Source organism: Lewinella sp., from assembly GCF_050633125.1.
Classification (GTDB): Bacteria; Bacteroidota; Bacteroidia; order Chitinophagales; family Saprospiraceae; genus Lewinella.
Map to the genome: position 1 here is coordinate 38,020 of NZ_JBOEFX010000122.1, position 21,558 is coordinate 59,577.

The 21,558-nt window shown below is 43.0% G+C and carries 15 protein-coding genes and 2 pseudogenes; 7 read left to right on the forward strand and 10 right to left on the reverse strand.

Annotation, left to right across the window (positions count from 1 at the left end):
* Positions 1 to 25 precede the first annotated feature (25 nt).
* The 3 genes and pseudogenes from ACRBG0_RS23845 to ACRBG0_RS23855 all read right to left on the reverse strand — a co-directional run.
* Positions 26 to 621 (reverse strand): annotated as a pseudogene (locus ACRBG0_RS23845) (hypothetical protein); the annotation flags it as partial.
* A 2-nt stretch (positions 622 to 623) separates the two neighbouring features.
* Positions 624 to 2,562, reverse strand: a pseudogene (locus tag ACRBG0_RS23850) (carboxypeptidase-like regulatory domain-containing protein); the annotation flags it as partial.
* A 185-nt stretch (positions 2,563 to 2,747) separates the two neighbouring features.
* Complete coding sequence (locus tag ACRBG0_RS23855) at positions 2,748 to 3,848, reverse strand: lamin tail domain-containing protein (protein WP_431489351.1); 1,101 nt, start codon at positions 3,846 to 3,848, stop codon at positions 2,748 to 2,750.
* 429 nt (positions 3,849 to 4,277) lie between these two features.
* Between ACRBG0_RS23855 and ACRBG0_RS23860 the strand changes: the two genes are divergently transcribed.
* Positions 4,278 to 4,745 carry a DUF4268 domain-containing protein gene (locus ACRBG0_RS23860; protein ID WP_431489352.1) on the forward strand — a complete coding sequence of 156 codons (468 nt, stop codon included), beginning with the start codon at positions 4,278 to 4,280 and terminating at the stop codon, positions 4,743 to 4,745.
* 192 nt (positions 4,746 to 4,937) lie between these two features.
* On the opposite strand, the gene ACRBG0_RS23865 is transcribed toward ACRBG0_RS23860, so the two are convergent.
* Positions 4,938 to 6,077 carry a cysteine desulfurase family protein gene (locus ACRBG0_RS23865; protein WP_431489353.1) on the reverse strand — a complete coding sequence of 380 codons (1,140 nt, stop codon included), beginning with the start codon at positions 6,075 to 6,077 and terminating at the stop codon, positions 4,938 to 4,940.
* A gap of 6 nt (positions 6,078 to 6,083) precedes the next feature.
* Complete coding sequence (locus ACRBG0_RS23870) at positions 6,084 to 7,577, reverse strand: aminotransferase class V-fold PLP-dependent enzyme (RefSeq protein WP_431489354.1); 1,494 nt, start codon at positions 7,575 to 7,577, stop codon at positions 6,084 to 6,086.
* Between the two features lie 118 nt (positions 7,578 to 7,695).
* On the opposite strand from ACRBG0_RS23870, the gene ACRBG0_RS23875 reads away from it, so the two are divergent.
* Entirely contained in the window at positions 7,696 to 7,914 is a 219-nt protein-coding gene (locus ACRBG0_RS23875; RefSeq protein ID WP_020535709.1) for a hypothetical protein, read from the forward strand.
* 187 nt (positions 7,915 to 8,101) lie between these two features.
* Positions 8,102 to 9,553 carry a T9SS type A sorting domain-containing protein gene (locus tag ACRBG0_RS23880; protein ID WP_431489355.1) on the forward strand — a complete coding sequence of 484 codons (1,452 nt, stop codon included), beginning with the start codon at positions 8,102 to 8,104 and terminating at the stop codon, positions 9,551 to 9,553.
* A 277-nt stretch (positions 9,554 to 9,830) separates the two neighbouring features.
* On the opposite strand, the gene ACRBG0_RS23885 is transcribed toward ACRBG0_RS23880, so the two are convergent.
* The gene (locus ACRBG0_RS23885; protein WP_431489356.1) at positions 9,831 to 10,340 is read right to left on the reverse strand and encodes a hypothetical protein; all 510 of its coding nucleotides are present in this window, start codon (positions 10,338 to 10,340) and stop codon (positions 9,831 to 9,833) included.
* Positions 10,341 to 10,703: 363 nt separating this feature from the next.
* The gene (locus tag ACRBG0_RS23890; protein ID WP_431489357.1) at positions 10,704 to 13,817 is read right to left on the reverse strand and encodes an AsmA-like C-terminal region-containing protein; all 3,114 of its coding nucleotides are present in this window, start codon (positions 13,815 to 13,817) and stop codon (positions 10,704 to 10,706) included.
* Between the two features lie 273 nt (positions 13,818 to 14,090).
* Here ACRBG0_RS23890 and ACRBG0_RS23895 point away from each other — a divergent pair, with 273 nt between their 5' ends.
* The 4 genes from ACRBG0_RS23895 to fsa all read left to right on the forward strand — a co-directional run bounded on the left by ACRBG0_RS23895 (position 14,091) and on the right by fsa (position 17,747).
* Positions 14,091 to 15,263, forward strand: coding sequence for a ribonuclease D (locus tag ACRBG0_RS23895; RefSeq protein WP_431489358.1), 1,173 nt, complete (start codon positions 14,091 to 14,093; stop codon positions 15,261 to 15,263).
* 144 nt (positions 15,264 to 15,407) lie between these two features.
* Positions 15,408 to 16,343, forward strand: a complete 936-nt coding sequence (locus tag ACRBG0_RS23900; RefSeq protein ID WP_431489359.1) for a DUF4249 domain-containing protein — start codon at positions 15,408 to 15,410, stop codon at positions 16,341 to 16,343.
* A 104-nt stretch (positions 16,344 to 16,447) separates the two neighbouring features.
* Positions 16,448 to 16,798: a gliding motility protein GldC gene (gene gldC, locus ACRBG0_RS23905; RefSeq protein ID WP_020535715.1), complete on the forward strand. Its 351-nt coding sequence runs from the start codon at positions 16,448 to 16,450 to the stop codon at positions 16,796 to 16,798.
* A gap of 292 nt (positions 16,799 to 17,090) precedes the next feature.
* Positions 17,091 to 17,747, forward strand: a complete 657-nt coding sequence (gene fsa / locus ACRBG0_RS23910; RefSeq protein ID WP_431489360.1) for a fructose-6-phosphate aldolase — start codon at positions 17,091 to 17,093, stop codon at positions 17,745 to 17,747.
* A gap of 144 nt (positions 17,748 to 17,891) precedes the next feature.
* On the opposite strand, the gene ACRBG0_RS23915 is transcribed toward fsa, so the two are convergent.
* The 3 genes from ACRBG0_RS23915 to guaA are packed head-to-tail and all read right to left on the reverse strand — an operon-like array spanning position 17,892 to position 21,545.
* Positions 17,892 to 18,536, reverse strand: coding sequence for a TrmH family RNA methyltransferase (locus ACRBG0_RS23915; RefSeq protein ID WP_431489361.1), 645 nt, complete (start codon positions 18,534 to 18,536; stop codon positions 17,892 to 17,894).
* 2 nt (positions 18,537 to 18,538) lie between these two features.
* Positions 18,539 to 20,047: an ABC transporter substrate-binding protein gene (locus ACRBG0_RS23920; RefSeq protein ID WP_431489362.1), complete on the reverse strand. Its 1,509-nt coding sequence runs from the start codon at positions 20,045 to 20,047 to the stop codon at positions 18,539 to 18,541.
* Positions 20,004 to 21,545 carry a glutamine-hydrolyzing GMP synthase gene (gene guaA, locus ACRBG0_RS23925; RefSeq protein WP_431489363.1) on the reverse strand — a complete coding sequence of 514 codons (1,542 nt, stop codon included), beginning with the start codon at positions 21,543 to 21,545 and terminating at the stop codon, positions 20,004 to 20,006. Before guaA ends, ACRBG0_RS23920 begins: the two co-directional genes overlap by 44 nt.
* Between the last annotated feature and the right edge of the window lie 13 nt (positions 21,546 to 21,558).

Genomic DNA, 21,558 nt, shown 5'->3' on the forward strand with positions numbered 1-21,558 from the left:
TGTTTTTTAAATGTTTAATTATTCGTTAAAAACTAGCCTGTAATGATAAGCTCCACCGACGTCCTTGCCCATAAAACACAGAGGCAGACTTTGCGTCAAAGTCCGTAAAACTTGGTGAATTGAAATCATCATTATCCCTAGCATCCGTCAAATAGACAGCATTGAATACATTCAATACATTGGCCCGAACGTTCATCGCCACTTTATTCCATTTGAAGAAATATCCTGTATGGAAAGACGACAGATAATAAGAAGGCATTTTCCATGATTCTCTTCCACCATTATCTCCTTGGAGGTTTTCTGGTTGAAAATCAGCATAGTTATTGTCAAAGAATGTCGTATTAATTTTCACGTAAAAATCTTTGACTGGCTCATACCGTATCTGGCCACCAATCTGTAGTTGAGCAGCATCACCGACGTGTACACCAGCTGCATCAAACTCGTAAGTATAAGCAACACCATTAGGTAGCACCCCTTCAACAATTTGCCCAGATTGCCATGTCCAATCGCCTATAGAAGCTAAGCCTTCTATAGATAAACTAGGCACAGGCTTGAACACAAAATCAACCTCAATGCCTTTGTGCAAGGCATCAATACCAGGGATATTAACCGGTATGCGGTNNTATTCACATTAGCCGAAAAGCGTTTGCTCTTATAATTATATCCTACTTCAACGGCGCGAATATCCTCATTTTCATAATTATTAGCCACTTGTGCATCCACTGTAGGGGCCCAGAAGTTGGTAATGATTACGTTTCGGTAGGGCTGTGCTTTATTCAATATCCCTGTATTGACAAACAAGCTGTTTTGTGTATCAAACTTATAAGTTGCACCCAACTTGACGGTATAAGTTTGTACATCTACAAATGGGAGTTCAAATTTCGAGAAATTATCAATAAAGCCATATTGAGCATTCGCCACCGACAAATTCACAAAGGAAGCCCAATGGTTTCTCTTGTATTCTAATAATCCAAACGCACCGATTGATCGTACTTTACCGGTATAGTCATACTCATATTTATCCCCTACTCCGAGAACCGGACTGTTAGGTGAAACCTGTCCTTCTTGCCAGCCTGAGCCACCTAGCAAATCATATACTTCTCTAAAGTGATCACCATCATAAGATCGGCCATCTACTCCTCCTGAAAAGACCATATTATCATTTATAGTATAACGCAGTGTTGACAACATACCATACCAAAAATGATTATTCCTGTTGGACCGAAGAATAGTATTTGAAATACCCGTCGGATTAAAAAGCGTGGGTTGATTCCCCTGAATCGCTTGCTCTATATCCAGTTGGTCATCCTCTCCTCTTTGTATAGAGGCACCATCTACAGCAACTCCTCCACCATTACCAATAGATAAATAGGCAACATTAGACCAGTATAGTTTATCACTAGCCTGCCAGCTATGGCGCAAACTAAACTGAGGTTTGTGGTAATAGTTTTGCCTTGTATTTAGTAGCTCGCCATCTCTGTAGCCCCAAGCATCATTATATCGACGGCCTTTGTTTTTTATACTCAGCTCTTCATTAACATATGCAGGAACACCTATGCTCCGCGCATAAGCGGTATCCACCTGACCAGCTTCCGCTGAAAACGGCCTTTGCCCATGTTTTTGGGGCGCACCAAAGCCAGAGACACTCAAAAGGTGATCTCCTAATTGCTTATCAACTCTTGCGTAATAAAAGAAGCCTTGCGTGAAGTTACCATCGACCCAACCATTGCCTTGTTTGTAAGATCCGGCAAGCGAAACACCCCAACCATTTTTCAGCCTTCCGGTCGTCAAGCCCATCGTTGTTCTTGTGTAACCATTGTTACCAATTTCTTGCCTGACCCTAAGGCTTTTTTTAGCATCTATACCCTTGGTGAGAATATTAATGGTACCACCAACAGCAGGTACCGATATTTTAGAAGCACCCAGTCCTCTTTGAACCTGCATTGTTTGGGTTACTAAATCTAAGCCAAACCAATTGGACCAGTATACCTCTCCGTTTTCCATGTCGTTGACCGGAATACCGTCCAACATCACAGCTACATATCTTTGATCAAAACCACGAATAGAAATTCGGGCATCTCCATCACCTCCACCAGCTTCTGTTGCATAGGCACCTGGCGTAGAATTCAAGAGCATTGGAATATCCTGAGCTCCTAGCTCTTCTTCAATTTTTATACTTGGTATATTGGAAAAAGCAACCGGCGTTTCTCTTTCGATAGCAATGTCCGCCGTCACTACAATTTCATCCAGCATCAGACTAGAGCCCATAGCAATGTCTAAAGTCTGGTCGTCTCCTTTTATACTTACATTGATGGCTTGGGTGGCATATCCAACGTAAGAAAACTGAATACTATAATCACCATTCTCCAAAGCCAGAGAATATTTACCATCTAAATCTGTAACGGTACCTGTGGTGCCAACAGTAATGGTGGCACCGATAAGTGCGTCACCAGAAACTTCATCGGTAACGACCCCTGATAAGGTGCTTGTCTGTCCTAACAATACGGAGCTGAAAAAACATAAACAAACACTCCAAATTATGGCCTTATTCATTAGCTTCATTAATATTAAGTAAGTAGGCCTTTGATAATTGATAAAAACATGGAAAAGAAGAGAAAACAATCTTAATTAGAAGGCCTGGTAAGAAGGATAATAAAGATTGTGGATACAACAACTTATTGTCCACTTGATCCTAAAAACAGTAAAGGGTAGAGAAATTATTTCCCCTACCCTATACTTCAGCATTTTTACTTTACAATTAATTTCTGAGTTGAAATCATATTGTCAGCGAAATGCACCTGAATAACATAAATGCCTTTTGCAATTGCTCCTAAATCAAGGTTTGCAGTTGGCTGCGAATAGTTGTATTTATCAACCAAGACAGTTTGTCCCATCATGTTTACAATTACAACTTTCTCAATATTTTCGTCAGCTTGAATATCAAGTGATCCTGTGCTATTTGGATTAGGATACACTTTGAAATCGATAGCATTGATAACCGACGTACCTGATATCGGGCCATTGGCACAACTGTACTGAACGAATTCTTGATCTGGATGACATACACTGCTGTGGATACCCAAGTAGCTGAAATCGTTTTTACCATGAATAGTCCATTCGGTTCCTACGAAAGTACCGCCAAAAGCAGCAATGACGTCCGATGGCGTATTTCTACCAGTCATCACATTGGCATTTCTAACAATAGTCTTATCCTTGGTAATCCATCCTCCCTCTTCTGTTACCCAAGCATCCTGAGCGGGGTTCCAGTTCTCTGGGTTCTCTCCAATAACACCAATAACGTCCAAGATATTAGACCCATCACCTGCGATCACAGTTCCGGTGATCAATGCCATTGCATCATTTCCATTGAAATACATGGCGTTGTTCGTCTCATACTCTGGACAAAGGAAAGCATCAGCTTTACATTGAAGATCATACTCCTCATTGTATTCCGTTCCGAAAACAGCATTGCCATCAATATATACAGGGCCCATTAATGGCTCTCCCGTTTCTTCATCTATAACTGGTTCTCCAGTCACGTCGTCAATAACGACGTCAATGACGTTAAAACCATTCCATGCTGGCTTATCAAACTGAGAGTCCCAGTCCATCGTGTCTGTCAAATCAACCACAACAACAAAAACATCACCTGCAGCCAACATCTGATTTGGCAATGGGATGATTTTATCAGTTCCAGCATTCGTATTACCGTTAGAGAAACGTGCGATAGAATAACCAGAAAGATTGATAGCAGCGTCTGTTGGGTTATAGATTTCCAACGCTTTATTATTGGAATATCCTTCAACATATTCTGAGAAGAAAAGGTCATCACACTGTGCATTTGCCATCACAGCGAATAACATAAGGCTAAAGAATGGTAAGAGTTTATTCATTTACTTTGGTATTTAAGAGTTTATAAAAATATAAGCAGCTGTTTAAAACTCCTCATAGTACTGAATCAATTTAGGCAAAAAATGACATTTCCAATGTCTCCTTTCTGACCATATCAAAAACAGGAAATCAAAGGTACTGATTTTTGATTTCAAAAGATACCCAGAGCCTGTTAAGCTTCTATTTTGACTCAAAAATAACATAGGCTTAATAGCGTTAACACCAAAGCCCAGTGCACTGCAAGGCCCGTTTTCTTCCTTTATTGCGGCGTATCGCACCTGCTCATACTAATGGTGTTTTGTCCGAAGTGAGCCGATGTGGAAATCACAAGAAGTATACTATCTTGCGAATTAGTACGCTCAAAAGCATAGCTATAAAAGAACCCCATGTATTCAAGAGAAGAAGCTTCACAAATACGAAAAGCATTCTGGACTGCCTTTGGACAGTATATGCGACCAATACCTTCTGCGGATGGATTAAAAGTCAATTGGGTCAATTACAAGACGGGGTTCAAGGGACTGAGCTTCAGCTTGAATGTTGATAAGAAAAATGCTTACCTGGGCATTGTCTTAAACCAGAAAGACCCCGATCTGAGAAGTCTTTTCTATGAACAGCTGCTGGAACTAAAAAGCGTACTCCATGCCCAGCTTGGAGAGGAATGGATATGGGAAGAGACCGCAACAAATGCGCAGCACCAGGAAATTAGCCAGGTGTATACCCTTTTACCAACCGTAAGCATCTTTCGGCAAGAGGATTGGCCTAGTATCATTGCCTTTTTTAAACCAAGACTAATTGCGCTGGATGAATTCTGGTCAATGGGTAAATACCACTTTGAGCCGCTGCGGATGCTATAAAAGCAATGCTCACGTATTAAACCATATAAGAGATTGTAAGAAAATTTAAGGTTTTTTAATTTGAACTACCAAAGACACTTAATACCGCTTAAATTCGTGAATTCAAGCGATCTAATTATATGACCTTATAATCCCTTACATGGTTCAAAAAAACCTAAAGTGCCTTTGGTGGTTTAAACCCACGCTCGTTTTTTAACGCAGCACACTGCGCAGTACCGCCAACAAGCGATCTACCTCCTCTTTGGTGTTATGGTGGGAGAAAGATACTCGGATATTTACCGCGTCATCATCATCCCCGCGAAGGGCACGAATTACGTGAGAACCAGTATCTGTGCCAGAGCTGCAAGCACTTCCACCGCTCACGCTGATGCCTGCAATATCCAAGTTGAATAGCAACAACTCTGTCTTGGGAGACGGGGGGAATCGTAGATTGAGCACCTTGTAATGCCCTTGAGTCGGGTCGCCATTGAAATCTGCTTCTGGGAAATCCTTTGCGAGTTGCTCACAAAGGTAAGTTCGCAAAGAACGGATCTTTTGCTCCCGGTCTTCCCGTTCCTGACAAGCAAGGTCTAGCGCAGTAGCCATTCCTACAATCCCGTAGGTGTTTTCGGTACCTGCGCGCATGTTACGCTCTTGAGCACCACCATCAAGGTAAGGTTTGATATTATTATCACCATTGATGTAAATAAACCCAACCCCTTTAGGGCCATAGAACTTATGCGCCGCCCCTGATAAAAAGCTAATAGCCGTGGCTTCTACATCTATAGGGTAATACCCCATTGTCTGAACGGTATCGGAGTGAAAATAAGCGCCGTGCTCCTCACAAAGAGCACCGATCTCTTGGAGGTCGATCATGGTACCAATTTCGTTATTGGAGTGCATCAGGGAAACCATCGTCTTCTGGCTTTGACCCGCTAGCAAACGACTCAAATCCGCCAAGTCTACCCTACCTTTTTCGTCGAGTTTAACCTGCACTATCTCAACCGCGTCCTCTTGTTTACCAATACTATCCAGCGAATGCAAGACACAATGGTGTTCTGTTGGAGAGGAGATAATCCGACGAACGCCCAGGTCACGAACCGCACATTTTAGCGCCATATTATTGGCTTCTGTTCCTCCGGAAGTAAAGAAAATCTCTCCGATGGAAGCGTTCAGATGTTTCGCTATGGTACGCCGTGCTTGCTCAATCGTCGTTCTGGCCTGACGGCCTTCGGCATGGATACTTGAAGGATTGCCATGGACATCCTTCATTACCGCAGTCATAGCTTCTATAACTTGTGGGTCTAGTGGTGTGGTGGCGGCGTTGTCTAAATAAACTCTTGGATTACTCATGCTTTGTTATAATTCCCGGCTAAACCAGCCAGCTACGAGGCCCGTTTCTGTTCCTACCTCATCTCGATGATGAAATTCGTTCGTACGTGGGTTATACTCATAATCTTTGGCCCATTCCTCATGGTTTTCAGCCAGTGCTTTGATACCGTCGGCGATATACTGTACTTCTTTATTGCTCATCACAGGATGGACAGACATTCTTATCCAACCCGGCTTGTCGGTTAGGTCTCCCTGGTTGATCTTGTCTGTGATCGAATGAGAAAACTGTTGGTCTACGTTGAGCAGGTAGTGACCATAAGTTCCCGCGCAAGAGCAGCCCCCTCGCACCTGGATACCAAAACGGTCATTCAGAATGCGAACACCCAGGTTATAATGAAGGTTTTGAATATAGAAAGAAACCACCCCCAAGCGCTGGCGATGCTGCTGTGCGAGCAAATTGAGGTTCGGTGTTTGATCAAAAGCCTCCCAAATAATCGCTAATTGCTCCTCTTCTCTCGCAAGCATTTTACCAATATCCATTTGCTCCTTCAGTTGTACACACAAAGCGGTACGCATGGTTTGCAAAAAGGCTGGCGTTCCTCCATCTTCTCTGGCTTCGATAGATTCCAGGTACTTATGCTCGCCCCAGGGGTTGGTCCAATCAACGGTACCGCCACCAGGGTTATCAGGAACTCTGTTTTTATAGAGCAATGGGTCAAAAATTAGAACCCCTGCCGAACCAGGACCGCCTAAAAACTTGTGTGGAGAAAAGTAGATGGCATCCAAATGCTGTAGTGGATTCTCCGGCCGCATATTGATCTCAATATAAGGGGCAGAACAGGCAAAATCGACAAAGCATAGTCCACCCGCCTTATGCATCATTTCAGCAATTTGGTGATACGGTGTCTTTATTCCGGTTACATTCGAGCAAGAAGTAACCGCTGCGATTTTCACCTTACGGTCTTTGTGTTTTTCCAACAACTCACTTAGACAATCTAAATCCGTCAAGCCTTGTGAGCAAGGGCGGATAACCTCTACCTGCGCAATGGTCTCTAACCAGGAGGTTTGGTTCGAGTGATGCTCCATGTGGCTCACGAAGACAATGGGGCGTTCTTCTGGAGTAAGGCTTACTTTCTCGCGGAAGCGTTCATGTAGCTTGAGGCCAAGAATGCGTTGAAATTTATTGACCACCCCTGTCATGCCGGAATTAGAAGAGATCATTACATCTCTTGGATCTGCACCACAGTGCTGCTTGATAATTTCCTTTGCGTGATGATAAGCCATCGTCATCGAAGAACCTGTAACGGTAGTCTCCGTATGTGTATTACCAACAAAAGGAGCGATCTCCTCAGAGAGCAATGTTTCGATAGGGGCGTACATACGACCGCTCGCTGTCCAGTCTGCATAAACCAGCGGCTGATTACCATAAGGCGTATCGAATCGCATATCATGTCCAATGACATTTTCGCGAAAGTGAGCAAAATACTGTTCTAACGAGGTGGTGGTGGCGGTTGATGGCATATTGCACTGGGCTTAATTTGCAACAAAAGTAGTAAGCAAAACTGAGAACAAGGGCACTAAAACCAATAGAAAGTCAACTATTTTACGTATCTTGCTGTTTTTGAGATAAACGATAACGATGAGAAGAAAGAAAGGATTTGACTACGGTAAAGGAAAGTACTACCTGACGATTGTTGATTTCCCCAATAACATTACGATGCACCGCATTGAGAAGGCTGCTGCTGTCCGCGCTTACGAGCACTACATTGCCATTGGTAAAAAAGTAGAGTGGCTGGGCAAGTGGGACGGCAAGAAATTTATTGAGGCCAAAGCGCCACAAGCTTCTAGCGCTGCATAACCCAATACTGCTAAGCAGAACGACAAAAGCCGAGACTTACATCATGTAGGTTTCGGCTTTTGTCGTTTTTTGGGTGAAGAATGAGCTTCGTCTCATTCAGTAACATAATCTTTAACACTTACTTGTCTATCTTGAAATATAGATTTATGTTCGCATTTTAATTTCCAACGTGTTAACTCTCTTTAAAATGAAAAAACTAACCTTATTCCCTCTATTTGCTATTTTAATAACTTGCACACTTAACGCTCAGACAATCAGTTTTGCGCCAAAAGAAATTCTTTTTGCTCACCCCGAGGGCAATACTTTCAACAGCCTTGAGTTTGATAGTCCTTACCTTCCTTGCGATTACAACAATGATGGCTATGTTGATTTTGTAGGAAAGAGAAGCTCTCAGGAACAGCTCATCTTAAAAGGTACCGCCGTTGATACTTTCCAGGAAGTGAATATACTCCCAGTAGGGTCACCTTCTGCAGGTGTGGTTTTTGACGTCTTAGATTTTGATCAGGACGGTGATGAAGATATTATTGCCGAACGTTATATCCTGATTAATGAAGGAGATGATCTTTTTTCTTTCCTTAACGTGGGTTTGAGCATTGGATTCGGCTTTGAGGAATTTGTTATTGGCGTAGCTGATTTTAATGGTGATGACCTTTTAGACCTATTGGTATTAAAAGATGTCTTCTTCGAAGATGAGGAAATGGCTATCCTTACCAACAATGGTGATGGTACTTTTACCAAGTGCCTGATCTTTCTAGGGGATCGCATTGGCGACACCGAAATAGGCGACATCGACAATGATGGCGATCTGGACATTGTCACTAGTAGCAGTAATAATAATGGCACTATACTATTACTAAAAAACGACGGTGATTGTCAGTTCTCCAATAGCGAGATGATCTACGAAGGCTTCACGCCGCTTTCTAACCGAAGTATTGAGGTAAATGACATGAATGGTGATGACCAACTCGATATCCTTGTCATAGGCTTCAGTTCTGTCTTTATCTTTGAAAACACGGATGGGTTTGTCACCGAACCACCTTTCACCAGCATTTCTACCGGGCAAAACACTTTCTTCAATGTTGCCGATTTCAACAATGATGGCAAGGCCGATATCGCTGTATTGACCAGAGAAAATTCTTTCAAAATTGCAGTTTTCGAGAACCTTGGTAACATGTCTTTCTCGTCAACCATCCAAGCTGCCTCATTTTCTTTGGCTCCAGGATATGGCACCCCTGACTATAATTATTTTGAGCAAAATATGAGTCTCTACGATTACGATGATAATGGTATGCTAGACATCATCTTTACCAATGGATTTGGTCCACTTGGTAGCAATAATGTTTCGCTGGTATTGAATACTACAGAAGTTGTTAGCGTTGACGATATTTTTGCAAATGCAATTGATCTAGCCATATTTCCTAATCCAGCAACTGCCGAAATTAGCCTCCCATTATTATTCGATGCCAATGATAACAAGGCTACATTCTTCCAACTTACCAACATCAATGGTCAAACCGTAAAAAGCGGATACCTGAACAGTACTACCATTGATATAAATGACATCGCTAACGGCCAATACATTCTCTTGTTAAGCACTGATAGTGGCGATGTGTATCGTAGTACATTTATCAAAATGTAGCGTCTACTTTTTACGATAACCTTCAGTATGAGTCAACACGGATTTTGATTGTCACCAAAATCCGTGTTGACTCATGTTTGTATTTCACAAAGGACCTAAAGAAACTTATAGACAATTGAACATGATATTTAAGGCTAGAAAGACATACGCTACGTAGAGGCTTTAGATCGACCTCCGATCATGTAATACCAGCAAAGCCGACTCTGCAACCCCACTGGGCGTTATACGTCCATCTGCTAAGGCGCACGGCGTCTAGCTTAGCCAGTGGGGGAGTCCACTAATTAATTATTATTGATTCAAAACAATGATCTACAATTGCCTCATTTTCAAACAAGACAGCACATATTATGAGCTGTCCCGTAGCTTTATGAAATAATGTAATTTCTACTACCTCCTTATTGCCAATGTAACTTCGGGATTGATAAACATTGCTTAGATATTTTTTCTTCCAACAAAAGGTAGATTTCTTTAAATCACCACAAGTCGAAAGGTTTTTTGGTGGAGCTGTATGTTTCAGCAAATCTAGAGAGTCTAATTCAAGCCTCTCTCCCTCTTGATATGTCAGCAGATTAATTTCACCAAAACAGTGGGCAACATCATAGACCCGACTAGACTCAGCATTTGTTTTTTCATTGAAAAGAACTTTTGTATCCATTAATTCTTCATAACCTTTATAGGTTGTACAGAAGAATTCCAAAGCTCGTTGTTCAAGACTAATACTAGATTGAGAAAGTCCAAGGAATGGGAAAGTCAAAACTTGGAGTATTAATATTACTTTTACCATCATGCTAATCAGTTTCTTACCCGTTTAATTTTACCACCACTAAATGTTGATGGAGCCTCACCAGTACTTTGAATGGTAACATTAGCCTTTGTTGTAGTACCAGATCGCCCCCTGTTCGGCGTTGGTTGTACCTACGCCACTGCCTCCGTTTTGTAAAATCACAGCTGGTATTGTTGATGTAATTCTATTCCCGTCACATTAAGCATTCAACTATCAGTGAAACTGACGAAGGTAGAGCGACAAGGAATTTCAGAAACTTACTCCTTTATCCCTTATCACTCTACCTTCTACTTAATGAGCCTGAAGTGGCCTGAAATTACTACTGATTTCAGCGAAAGTCCAGTTAGCTATCCAGAAACCATTACCTTACTCTCCCCCATCACCGTCTTTCTTCTTCCGGCGAAAAGGATTAAAATCCTTGATGTCTCCTTTTATTTTATCGACAGCGTCTTCTGCTTGCTCACGAATATTTGTGCCCGTAGCTGTAGAGTCTTTCGGTGTATTGGTGCCGGTCAGCTGATCACGAATGGATTGACCTGCTTGGTTCAATTGATTGGCGGCGGCATTCTTGATAGAATCAGCTAGTGCTGTTGCCTGCTGAGTAGCTTGGTCTTTCACTTGATTGACCTCATCTCTAACCTGATTCTTAGCAGCATCAACCTGCTCGTTCACCAGGGCTTTGGCTTCATCTTTAACAGCGTCAGCTACGGTTGCTTCACCATCTGCGCCCAGTAATTTGAATCCTACTTTAGGGTCAGTGATGTTCCCCGTAAGGGTAATTCGCACATTAAGATTTTCAGCGTCATTTACATTGACACCTAATTGATTCGCCTGCTTCAGTAAGTTACTTACTCCTTGGTTGATCGTATTCCCCAATTGGCTACTCCCCAGTTTAGAACGTGGGATCACGGTATTAATCGCGTAATTCATTTCCTGGGTCAGGCTGTGAGTGCCTGAAATATTGAAGGGCAAATCTGCAACCTTAATATCAAAAGGTTCTACTTCAACAGTTCCTTTTTCAATGGTAAACCAGGTTTTCAACCGGTCGATATTGATGTTATCCTTAAGTTCAGAAATATCGAGGGCATTCCCGATGGCATTCAATGGCTTAAAGTTCAAGCCGCTGAGCGTACCATTCAGTGTTTCAAAAAGGCCTTCAGCATTGATAGACTCTAGCTTGGGCATCATGTCCTCACCTAACTCACCCGACATAATCAAGCTACTGGAAAACTTGCCGTCTACCAATTTACCAATCGGGGCAAATGTAGCAAAGGTGTTAAAGGTGGAGAAACTTTCCTTAAAATCAAGCTTATCCAGATCAAATTTAAACTCATAGAAAGGCTTGGCAATATCCCGGGTGTCGTAAGCACCCGTAAACCCTAAATTCCCACCCAAGGTGCGAGCAGAACCATCTTCTATCACTACTGTCTCATCAGCGATGGTCAACTTTCCTTTAAGGTCTTTAAGCTCCATATCCGTATACTGCAAACGATCTACGGTTGCTCGAATGACCATATCGATATTTGCAGGAATAGGAATAACGCCATAAACTTCTTCTGCATCACCACTAGCAGCCTCCGTTGTTTCCGTTTCTTCCATGAAAGGATTTAGATCAAAAAACCCGGACTTCAAGGATAAATCTCCTCGAAGTACGCCGTCATTGAAGGCATAATCAAAAGCATCAAGGATAACCCCATTGCCACTGAAATCACTTTCTCCCAGCTTGGATTTTATTTGGCTTACCTCCATCCGATTCGGCTGAATACGACCTGTGACAGCAGCATCTTTCAATTCATAAGCGTCATAGACAATCTTATTCGCCGTAGCATTGAGCTGAAAATCAAAACGATCAAATACTTCGGTCTCTTCTACTGGTTCACTCGCAGGAATAGCTGTTGTAGGTTCTTCTTCCGTCATCCACTCATCTACCAAAAAATAGTCGGTATGAGCAGTGAAGTTACCTCGCATGGTTTTTTCCGGAGAGATATAAGCCAAAAGGTTGTCGATGGAACCACTGGCACGAAGGTCGCTTTTTCCTAACTGCGCAGAGAAATCAGCAATTTTTACACTTTGCGGTGTAAAAGTCGCTTCCGTATTATTGATAACGATTGCTGGCATACCATCCGCTACATACTTCAAATCATTGATAGCAATAGAACCTGCCATCTTGACTTGGTCATAAGCCTCTCTTTCAATGGTAGAAAGCCGCGTTTGGATATCTACATTCGCAACAATACGGCCTGTCATTTCCTGGATACCTTCCATCGGGAAAGCTTTGGCCCACTGGCCGAGGGCAATGATTCCATCAACATTGGCGTTCACATCAGGATCTGAAATAGGGGTTTTGACATTAAACTGCGCTGTAAATGGGTCTTTACCAATGGTGAGGGCAATTTTCTCTGCGTCAATCACCATTTGATCGAGGTCTGCACTTGGGCTATTTACATCTAAAAGCGCTTGGATATTACTGATTCCAAGCGGAAGATCAGGATATTTTACATTACCGTCTTTGACCTGGGTACGGATACGGAATGCCGGGTAAGTGGTTTCATTATAGGTACCTTTAACTAAGCCTTCAAGCGTAAAACTGCCATTGATGGCTACATCTTCATAGTCTTTGGTGTAGGCATTCGGGATTAGCGACCAAAGGGAGCGGAAGTCGCTACCCGGAGAGTTAAACGCCAAATCCAGAAGGATATCTTCTTCCAACAACTGCACCTGCCCTTCTGCATTCAACAGTAGCTCGTTCACTCTTAGCTGGTTGTCCTTCAATACGTAAAGGCTCTCATCCATATTGATATGAAAAATAGCATCCAAACCAAGGTTCGCATTCTTTAAGTAGGCAACTCCGCCCTGCTTAACACTCATGCTACCAATGGTCGTTTTGGTATCTAAATCATATTCCGTCAAGGTAAAATTCCCTTCGCCACTATGGTTAAGCCCTTCAATGGCTAAGTAGATATCACCTGCACGATCATCATAAACTACTTTACCATCAGTAATACTATAGGATTGCAATGCGATTTCCAATGCACTGGCGGCTTCCGTCGTCTCTGCCGCTGGTTCTTCTTCTGTAGGAATAGCAATGTCATAATTAGCAGTACCATCAGCGAGTACGAGCACATTGACATTCGGCTGATCCAGGTTCACAGAACGAACAGAAAGCGGTTGTTCACCGAACAACGACCAAATGTCGACAGTCACTCCGGCTTCTTTTGCCCCCAAAAAAGGAATATCGACAAACCGATCTTTTCCGATCAACGAAAAATCACTAAGCTGCAATGTTAAATGGGGAAAAGAGCTGAAAAGAGAAACGTCAACTTCTGCAAAATCAGCAGTGGCGTTAATATTTTGGTTGATCTGTTCTTTGACCACGTCTACCAGCTCGTCCTTAAAGATAAATGGAACAGCGAATAGAACTCCGATCACCAAGACCAGGAAAATAAATAATATCAGGAATAAACGCTTGATAAATTTCATGCTTTGGTAGTTTGCTTTGGTACCGTCAGAGCTTGTTTGGTAGGGCACGATTTGCTTCGCAGCTACTTCTTGCTAGCCTCCAAGTGGCAATTGAGGCCCTACCAAACAAGCTTTCACTATAACGACAAATTTACGCGCTGAGTTTTAACAATGCACAATTTAGTTGTCTATTTCGTGGGAATAATAAAAAATCACAATTGTGCAGAGACTTAGAGGATACCAATGTTCACTTTTAACTACCTTGTGGTAAATTATAAAAACGTTAGGAACATTTTGGCGAAGTATCAATTAGTAGAAGACCAACGCGCAATGGACCGCTTCTATGCGGAATTAAAGGACGTTGACTGGATGTGTTTTGACACAGAATTTGTAGGTGAGAAAAGGTTTCGGACCCTGGTTTGTCTGATTCAGGTGACCAGCCCTACAGGTAATTATCTTTTAGACCCTTTACGGTTACCTAATCTCGACCCACTTTTAGAATTGATCAGTAACCCTGATATCCTAAAGATCACCCATGCAGGAGAAAATGACTATCGTTTGCTCTATCAGCAGCACGGTGTGTTGCCACGCAATATTTTTGACACCCAAATAGCGGCAGGTATGCTGGGGTACCACTACCCTAGTGGTCTTGGAAAAATTGTCAGTGGCGAACTCAGCATCAATCTCCGCAAAGGATATGCCGTCACCGATTGGGAAGCACGGCCTTTTAGCCAAAAACAATTGGATTATGCGCTAGAGGATGTCATTATCCTCGAACCACTGTGGCGCAAACTCACAGAGCGACTGAATACGAGTAATCGCCTGGATTGGGCTATTGAAGAGTGTAAACAACTAGAAACAGAAGAGTTTTACTACCAAGATCCTTACCACGAAGCATTAACCAGTAATTTGATCACCTCGCTCAAAACTAAAGATCAGGTATTTTTAATGAGGCTGTTTCAATGGCGGCGCGACGAGGCGGAAAGACGTGATGAATCAAAGAATAGGATTCTCCAAACCAAGCTGATCAGTCAGATTGTGAAAGCTATGCGAGGCGGCAAACAAGCGCTTAAAGAAAACCGCAGAATTCCTGACTTTATCTTCCGAAAGTACGCTGACCTTTGGACGAAAATGCACGAAGAGCCCGCTCGCGAGGAAGAACTAGCTGTCCTGAAACGCTTACCCAGTGCTCCTAACGAGGATGCCCGTGATGAGATTTTATTGGAGCTTCTTTACTTGCTCATGAAGTACCGTTGCCTTGATGATAATATCTCACACGCACTAGTGATGCCACGTAATGCGATCCGCAGAATGAAAAACGACCCCAAAATACTCAATAACATTCTGGGGAGTGGCTGGCGTAGAGAATTACTAGGTATGGAGTTTGTCGACTGGCTAAAGAATTATGACCACCTTGATCTATCCATCAGCGGTGGGCAAATTGGAATAGAAATGACGGATCGTTAAGCGCTTGTTCCCAAAATTATCGAACAAACGCTAAGCAAAAGTGAAGGTAATGGTGTTATAAGAGCATGTTTGGATTATCGACCAAGCAAAAGCTTGGTATTCGAGAGTGTCTAGCCAATTTACTCACTGGAATAAGCTTACTTTATGATCCCTTCAAATTCCAACTTACTTATAGTTCTGCTTGCTATTTTTTCTTTTAGCTGCGAAGAAGAATTTATTCCTGACATCATCGAAGCAGAAGATCAATTGGTTGTAGAGGGATATATCGAAGCCGGTGATCGCCCTACCCCACCCTACGTTTTTTTAACAAGAAGCTTCCCTTTTTTCAGTAAACTGAGCCAAGACGATCTTAACAATGCTTTTGTCAGGGATGCCGAAGTGACTGTTTATGATGGCGAACAGACCGTCACACTTACGGAACTCTGCCTAGACGATGTTCCAGAAGAATTTCGAGAACAAGCGGCAGATTTATTAGGCGTATCCCTAGACAGTTTGGGCTTTAACTTCTGCGTCTATCTGGATTTGAGTTTGCAAATGATGGGTGAAGAAGGAAAAACTTACGAGCTTACAATAAAAGCAGGAGACGAAACCATTACAGCAACTACAACCATCCCTTTGGCTATACCTCTCGACTCCTTGTATTTTGTTCCTCCTCCTGGAGAACCCAATGACACCTTGGCGCAACTACGGGTAATCGTTAATGATCCTCCTTCCACGCCTAACTATTATCGCTATTTCACCAGGGAAGGAGAAGGGCCTTACCTGCGGCCATTTGCTTCTGTTACAGACGACCTGCTCTTTGAAGGGCAGACATTTGAACTTCCACTAGCAAAAGCAGAAGATTTAAATACCGAATTCGAACAAGAGACTTACGGCCTCTTTCGCTTAGGGGCAGCAGCCTCCATAAAGTGGATGACGCTGGATGAAGACCAGTTTAACTTCTGGAATACACTTGAATTCAGTCGAGCCAACCAAGGGCCATTTTCGTCTTATACACGTATTCAACACAACGTAGAAGGCGGATTAGGGATTTGGGGCGGGATTGCTGCTCGCTATTATGACCTTACGGTTGAATATTAACCTTTATTGGTGAGGATAAGCTGTTCGCTAAAAATAATACAGGAATCAGCCCCTATGCAATCTTGATATTGTAGCTTTGCGCAAAATTAATTTGAACAAGAATAATGGATAAGAAAGTAATACAAACCAGCGACATCAATATTAAGATTGGACTGAATGAGGAAAAGTTACCTGTTCGCATCGACTGGGAAGCATCAGACAATCCTAATGGCAAACAAGTCTCCAAGGCTATGTTGCTGGCGTTCTTTGACGAAGAAACCAAGGATACCCTCAAAATTGACCTCTGGACAACAGAGATGCAAGTAATGGAAATGGATCGTTTCTTTTTCCAAACGCTTAGAGGAATGGCTGACACCTACTATAAAGCCACACAAAATGCTGAGATGGCTACCTCCATGCAGCAGTTTGTACATTTTTTTGGTGAAAAGACCGGCATCATCAAGCCAGGACAATAATAGGCAAGGAATTGGTAATCATCTGCTTGCATTTCCATACTTGCAATAGCAAATGAAAAGAGAACAAAAGTATAAACTTATTTTCTCTCTTAGATTTGTTCATAAGCTGCAATTTAGGTAGCTTTGCCCTCGGTGGGCGGCATAGGGCCAGCTCCCTTTAATCCCCCAGGGCGGAAACGCAGCAAGGGTACGAGGTTGTAGCGGTTCGTATGTTTGCTCACCACCTTTCTTTTTCGGAGCCTTTTTCTTTTCAAAAGGTTTCATTCCAACCCCACCAAGTCTATAATTGAGTATGAAGTTTTTTATCGACACGGCAAATCTTGACCACATTAAGGAAGCCAAGGCATTGGGCATACTGGATGGTGTAACTACCAACCCTTCCCTAATGGCTAAGGAAGGAATTACCGGAAAAGATAATATCCTTAAGCATTACGCTGCTATTGCAGAAACAGTGGATGGTGATGTCAGTGCGGAGGTTATTTCTACCGATTTCGCTGGCATGGTCGAAGAAGCAAAGGTGCTTACTGAAATTGCAAATAACATCGTGGTTAAAATCCCGATGATTATGGATGGGATTAAAGCATTAAGCTGGTGTTCTGAGCATGGTATTGCTACCAACTGTACACTGGTATTTAGTGGTGCTCAGGCAATTCTTGCTGCGAAAGCAGGTGCTACTTATGTTTCTCCCTTCATTGGCCGCATTGACGATATCAACTGGGAAGGAATGGATCTTATCAAGCAAATTGCCGAGATTTATGCTATCCAAGGTTTTGATACAGAGATTCTGGCTGCTTCTATCCGCACCTCTAAGCACATCGTTGATGCTGCTATTTCTGGTGCAGATGTGGTAACTTGTCCACTGGATTCTTACCTTGGTATGCTCAAGCATCCATTGACAGATATAGGATTAGAAAAATTCTTAGCGGATTACCGCAAAGGCAATAGCTAAATCAAGCATTGCGAACAATATAAGCCTGATACATTTCAGGGTGTTTGCCGATACGATAAGCCATCGGTATAGCATAAATAAAGAGGCTATCTATTTTACATACCATTTTGAAGGGGAAGTTTTACTTCCCCTTTTTTTATTTTCCTAATCCAGGCGCTTAACTTTCTTCCCTTTCATTTGCTGCTCATGCCGCTGGACATAGTCCTCAAAGATCGCCTCTTGCTGCGCTGAAGGCGTGGGATTGTTTTCGCCATAATAGCCTGCTGCCAGCCTTTGGCGTAAGCCTTCAAAGACACTTACTGCGCAAGCCACAGAGATGTTCAAGCTTTGAACCATGCCCATCTGGGGAATTAGAAAGTTCCCGTCAACGTGGCTAAGTGCTTCTTCACTCACGCCATCATGCTCGTTGCCAAAAAGGAGAGCTACCGAATCGGTAAGGTTTAAGTCGTGTAAAGAAACGGCATCCTTGGCCATGTGGGTAGCATAGATAAAGTCGTAATTGGCTCTGACTGCGGCGAAGCAGTTTTCCAACTGGGTGTAGTAATGAACATCCAGCCACTTGCGCGAACCGGCAGAACTCTTTTTCCCTAGCGTAATGTATTCCTCCTGAAGATGCTCCTCCGTATAAAGAATATAGAGGTCAGAAATGCCTACTGCCTCACAACTACGCATAACTGCGCTGATGTTGTGAGGATCATGGACATTCTCAAGAATAACAGTGAAATTCTTCTGCCGCCGGTAAGCTACTTCCCGCAATCGGGCTCGGCGTTGCTCCGTCATGGGCGCCATCTCTATTCGGCTTTGGTGAATCGGTAATTCTGAAAACGAAGGATATTCACATACTTATTCTCCCAGCGCTCTACCTGAGGGAATTCCATTCCACCGGTAGTTGTAGGAGTGATTATCCGTTGGAAATCAAAATTAGTATGCAATAATTGCTCTGGGTTTTGCTCCAGCTGTAGTTGGAACTTAGTGCCAAAACGATTGATCATTCTACCAAAATAGCGAGAGACATCGTAACCGACAAAAGCTTCTTCCAGTGGTATTTCACCATAACGCTCATAGTAGCGCCGCTTGAAGGCACGAATTTCAGGATTAAGCTCATCAAGAAAAACGCTGCTACTCACATGAACATTCAGCTTTTCGTAATAATCAAAATCAATCCGTTCGTAATCCATCCACTGTGGCATACCATAAACCTTAACCGTTTGGTACTGACCGCGATCTAAATCCAGCTTGCGTAGGAAGTTATAGATAAACGTTTCTTTTGTCCAGGAAGGAACAATAAAGACGGTCTCCCGATCAAAGCTGAACCAAGGCTTAAGGTCAATAGACTGCATATCCAGCTTAGTGGTATCAATCGTTAGTCGCTTTAGCGGCTCTGTATTCTCGAGTCCGTTTAGGCGTTCGTATTCGCGCTGAAAATAATCAAAGCGCATTGTTTCGCCCGGAACATCCATTCCTACTAAAACAATCTGATCATGCTTGTAAGTAGCCAACACGTGCTGCATAATCGCCTGACAATGAGACTCAAGCGTTGGCTTTACCTGCACATAATTTGGATTCTGTGACGATACTGAACTAGATGCAGAATGAGGCGATACCAATACCCCCCCCGTACTCCGTACTTTGTTAGCTAATATCGCTGTATTAGAACGCAGATATGGCCCTATGACCAAATGGGATTCATTAAGTTCACGATTGGTACGAGCTAAGTTGTTTACCTGTGTCTCGCTCGCTTTAGAGTCCATAACGGTAACATTCAATGCTACTCCTTCGTCGGAGAGTTCATCAAATGCCATTTCCATACCATTGTAAAATTGCAGCGCCCAAGTGGAGTTTGGTGCAATTTGCTTATCAATGCTATTGTACCTGTCCGACAGGAAAGGTAAAATCACGGAAACATTGTAGGAGCTCAACAATTGAGAGTTCCCCTCTCCTACTCCAATAGGATTTACGGGGTTCCCACCCGGGCCAGGAGCCACAGGTGCAGAAGTAGAATAAATGGGAGGCTCAATGGAAGAAGGAATATCACGCCAGATGATGGTATCCATCGGGTCGGTAGGCGCATTTTCTACCAATACATAAGTGCCGGTCGCTGGATCATAAACCCGACGTCCCTGGATAGGATCCAGTTCTTCTTTCCCATCTTTAGGGTCAGTATTATTTCCTTGTGAAATTGGCTTAAAAAGCTCACAGGAACTAAACAGGACAATGGCAATTATGCCAATAACGGTCAGCAAAAACTGACTGATTTTATTCCCACTCAATGGTTGCTGGTGGCTTTGTACTGATATCATAAACGACTCGGTTAATTCCTTTAACATGATTGATGATTTCACTGGAAATTTTAGCCAGTAAATCGTGCGGTAAGTGGCTCCACTCAGCGGTCATTCCATCAGTGGAATTCACACAACGCAAGGCAACCGTTTTTTCGTACGTACGCTCATCTCCCATTACGCCTACAGACTGTACAGGAAGAAGAACAGTACCGGCTTGCCAAACTTTATCATACCATCCTGAACTGCGGAGGTTATTGATAAAAATGGCATCTGCCTCTTGTAATAGAGCTACTTTTTCCGGCGTTATCGCCCCCAATATACGAATTCCTAGTCCAGGTCCCGGAAATGGATGACGCCCAAGGATATTATCCGGAATATTTAGGGTTTTACCTACTCTGCGGACCTCGTCTTTGAACAACATTCGCAGCGGCTCAACAATCTTTAAATTGAGGTGATCAGGCAATCCACCAACATTGTGATGCGACTTGATGGTAACCGACGGGCCGTGCACGGAAATAGATTCAATGACATCAGGATAAATGGTCCCCTGTCCTAGCCATTTGATATTTTCGAGTTTAGCAGCTTCTTCTTCAAATACCTCAATGAAAACGCGGCCAATAATTTTCCGCTTGCCTTCGGGGTCTTGCTCGCCTTCCAATTCTCTGTAAAATTGGCTTTTAGCATCAATTCCGAACACTTGCAGCCCCATACCTTGGTAGGAAGCCAATACTTCTTCGAACTCGCCCTTGCGCAAAAGTCCATTGTCTACAAAGAAGCAGAACAGTTGTTTACCAATAGCATGCTGCAGCAAAACGGCAGCAACCGTAGAATCTACTCCACCTGACAGACCAAGTAGTACCCGGTCAGTGCCAATTTGTTTTTTGAGATCTTCAATTGTCTCTTCTGCGAAGGAGGCGGGTGTCCAAGAGCCGGTACAACCAGAAATATCAATAACGAAGTTTTTCAACAAGGTCGCTCCTTCCAGACTATGATACACCTCAGGGTGGAATTGAAGACCGTAAACAGGCTGTGAAAACGCATCCTGCTTTGAACGAAATGCAGCAACTTCAATACTGTTCGTTCCTGCAATCAGCTCAAACTGCTCTGGCAGCTCGATGATGGTATCTCCATGAGACATCCACACTTGAGAATCAGGAGACATACCATCCATCAAAGGATCGTCTGAAGCTTGCGTTTTCAAACTGGCCTTTCCATATTCTCGCTTCTGTGATCGCTCAACTTTGCCTCCGTAGTGGTTTGCAAGGTATTGCGCACCGTAGCATACCCCCAATAAAGGGCACTTTCCTACTACTTTTTCCAATTCTGGGTGAAGGGCATTATCATCCTTAACCGAAAAAGGGCTACCCGATAGAATGATTCCTTTATAGCTGTCATCCAGCTCAGGAATTTTATTGTAGGGGACAATCTCACTGTAAACATTAAGTTCACGAACCCGGCGGGCAATAAGTTGGGTATACTGCGATCCAAAATCGAGGATCAATATTTTTTCATTCATGCGGCAAATATAG